At 73.7% G+C, this 2,444-nt stretch carries 2 protein-coding genes and 2 pseudogenes; 2 read left to right on the top strand and 2 right to left on the bottom strand.

Annotation, left to right across the window (positions count from 1 at the left end; all coding sequences use genetic code 11):
* A pseudogene (locus HO151_RS06825) lies at positions 1 to 274 on the top strand (hypothetical protein); the annotation flags it as partial.
* Between the two features lie 19 nt (positions 275 to 293).
* Here the strand turns inward: HO151_RS06825 and HO151_RS06820 are convergent.
* Positions 294 to 635 (bottom strand): annotated as a pseudogene (locus HO151_RS06820) (nuclear transport factor 2 family protein); the annotation flags it as partial.
* 227 nt (positions 636 to 862) lie between these two features.
* On the opposite strand from HO151_RS06820, the gene HO151_RS06815 reads away from it, so the two are divergent.
* The gene (locus HO151_RS06815) at positions 863 to 1,759 is read left to right on the top strand and encodes a LysR family transcriptional regulator (RefSeq protein ID WP_173895186.1); all 897 of its coding nucleotides are present in this window, start codon (positions 863 to 865) and stop codon (positions 1,757 to 1,759) included.
* A gap of 72 nt (positions 1,760 to 1,831) precedes the next feature.
* Here the strand turns inward: HO151_RS06815 and HO151_RS06810 are convergent, their stop codons facing one another.
* Positions 1,832 to 2,281, bottom strand: a complete 450-nt coding sequence (locus HO151_RS06810) for a spore-associated protein (protein ID WP_173895185.1) — start codon at positions 2,279 to 2,281, stop codon at positions 1,832 to 1,834.
* Positions 2,282 to 2,444: the final 163 nt, after the last annotated feature.

The raw sequence follows: 2,444 nt of genomic DNA, 5'->3' as shown, positions 1-2,444 counted from the left end.
GGACGGCCGGCGGCTCGACGTGGCCTTCCGGCCGGTGGCGGAACCCCTGCCCGACGAGGACCGCCCGCGTTCCCCCACGCGCCGGGGCACCGCCGAACCGGACCTGCGCCTGGTGGTGCACCGGGGCACCTTCCGGACGCGCGACGTCCGCTGGGCACAGCGCCAGGGGAGGACCCGTCTCCTCGACGGCCCCGCGCTCGAACGCTGGGCGCGGGGCGCGAGCCTGCACGAACTGCTCGCGCCGGGACCGTGGGACGGGACGCCGGAGAACTGAACCACTCCGCTCCGGGTCCTCAGGTGTGCCGGTGGTAGACCTTGTCGGCGATGCGCCAGCCGCCGTCGGCGCGGACCAGCAGGAAGAGGTCGGTGAAGGTGTCGGCGCCGTGCCGGAGCGTCATGACCGCGCTCGCGACGGTGCCGTGGACGTCGACGGTGTCGACGCGGCGGGAGCGGGCCGGCTCGTCCGGCGCCGGACGGCCCTGGAAGAGGGCGCAGTACTCGTCCAGGGACCACGAGACGAACACGCCGTCCCGGATGCCCCCGATGTGGGCGGTGGGCAGGAACGCCTCGCGGAAGTGGCCGGGGCGGCCGGTGGCGTGCCCGCGGACGTAGGCGCGGAGCGGTTCGAGGACGGCGTCCCCCACCGCGGGGCGCCCCGGGCCGGGGACGGCGGTCGTGTGCTGGCCGGTCGTGTGCTGGCCGGTCGTGCCCTGTGCCGTCGTGTGCTGTGCCGTCGTGTGCTGTGCCGTCGTGTGCTGTGCGGTCATGTGCGCCACCGTGGCGCACCGCGGTTGCCGCGACAAGCGCAGATCCCGCGGGGCAGCCCTGCGGGGGCCGCATACCCACTGGTCATACTGGTCCCGTGGAACTGACGGTGTGGCGAACGTTCGTGACGGTGTGTCGGCTCGGGTCGCTGTCGGCGGCGGCCGCCGAACTGCATCACACGCAGTCGGCCGTCTCCCGGCAGATCGCCGGTCTCGAACGGCAGCTCGGCGTGACCTTGGTGGAGCGCCATCCGCGCGGTGTGCGTCCGACGCCCGCCGGTGAGGTGTTCCGGCGCCACGCCAAGGTCACGCTCGACGAGGCCGACCGTGCCGTCCGCGCGGTGCGTGAGGTCCAGGACGGGGTCGTGGACCGGCTGCTGGCCATCGGCGCGACACCGTCCCTGGCCGCCGGGATCGTCCCCGAAGCCGTCCGGAACCTGCTGGAGCGGGGAGGGTCCCACCGGTGGAGCCTGCTGCCCGGCCTCAGCGCGGCCCTGCACCACCGCGTGGCCGACGGCGACCTCGACATCGCCGTCGTCACCGACACACCACCCGGACTGCCCCACGACCCGCGGGTCGACCGGCGGTTCCTCGGCCTCGACGCGATGGCCGTGGTGCTGCCCACCGGACATCCGCGGGCCGGACGCGGTCCCGTGCACATACGGGCGCTGGCCGGGGAGACCTGGGCCGAGGACAACGACGGCTCGGCGGCGCTCCTGCGCCGGCACGCCGCCCGCGCCGGGGTCGACGCCCGGATCGACCTCGCCGCCGCCGACCTGCCGGGCAAGCTGGCCCTGGTCGCGACCGGGCACGCCGTCGCACTGGTCCCCGGGATCCTGACGGGCACGCTGCGGACCGACGTCGTCCCCGTGCCCCTCGTCGATCCCCCGACCCGCGGCATCTACGCGATCACACCGCGCCGCGACCCCCATCCTTCCGCGGCGCTCCTGCGCGACCTGCTGGCCGGAGCCTTCGGCTCGCTGCACACCACCTGAGCCGGGCCGGGAGGCGTCGCGGCACGGCCTGCGGGCTGCCCCACCGCATCGGCGGGGCAGCCGGTCGGCGGGTCAGCGGGTGAAGGTGGTCCTGTGCTCCTTCTTGGCCGCACAGTTGGAGTCGGTCACCTGCACGTGCACGTTCTTGATGCTGCCGCCCCAGTCGACGCAGTGGGCCTTGCCGTACACGTAGGCCGGTCCCGCGTACGAGGTGTACTGCCCGTAGTCCTCGGCGTACTCGTCCGTGTCGGGGACGTAGATCCAGGTGGACATGTCCACGGCGGTGCCCGGGGTGCTGCGGATGGTCGCGACGCAGTTCTTGCCGTTGGTGGCGTTGTACGTCAGGTAGACGGTGCCCAGCGAGCCGACGGGTGCCTGGTTCACGGTCTTGTAGGCACTCCCGCAGACCTTCTGCGGTGTGGTGTTGGGCGCGGCGGAGGCGGGCGCCGCCAGCGCGGTGGTGGCACCCAGGGCCAGGGACGCGAACGCGGCGCCGGTCAGGACGGAACGGCTGAACCTCATATTTCCCCCTTGTGATCCTTTGCGATCCTTGGAGACGTTTGCTCCTGCCTGATGTGACACGCAGGAGGGCGGAACGGTTGTGCGGTGTCGGCGAAGAAGTCCCCTTCGGCCGGTGCCGCCCGGCGCGGGCCGAAGGGCGGCGGCGCGGGCCGCGGAGCACCCG

It is taken from the genome of Streptomyces sp. 8P21H-1, assembly GCF_013302945.1.
Note: the sequence above shows the minus strand (reverse complement) of the source record. Positions and strands in the feature narration are given on the sequence as shown.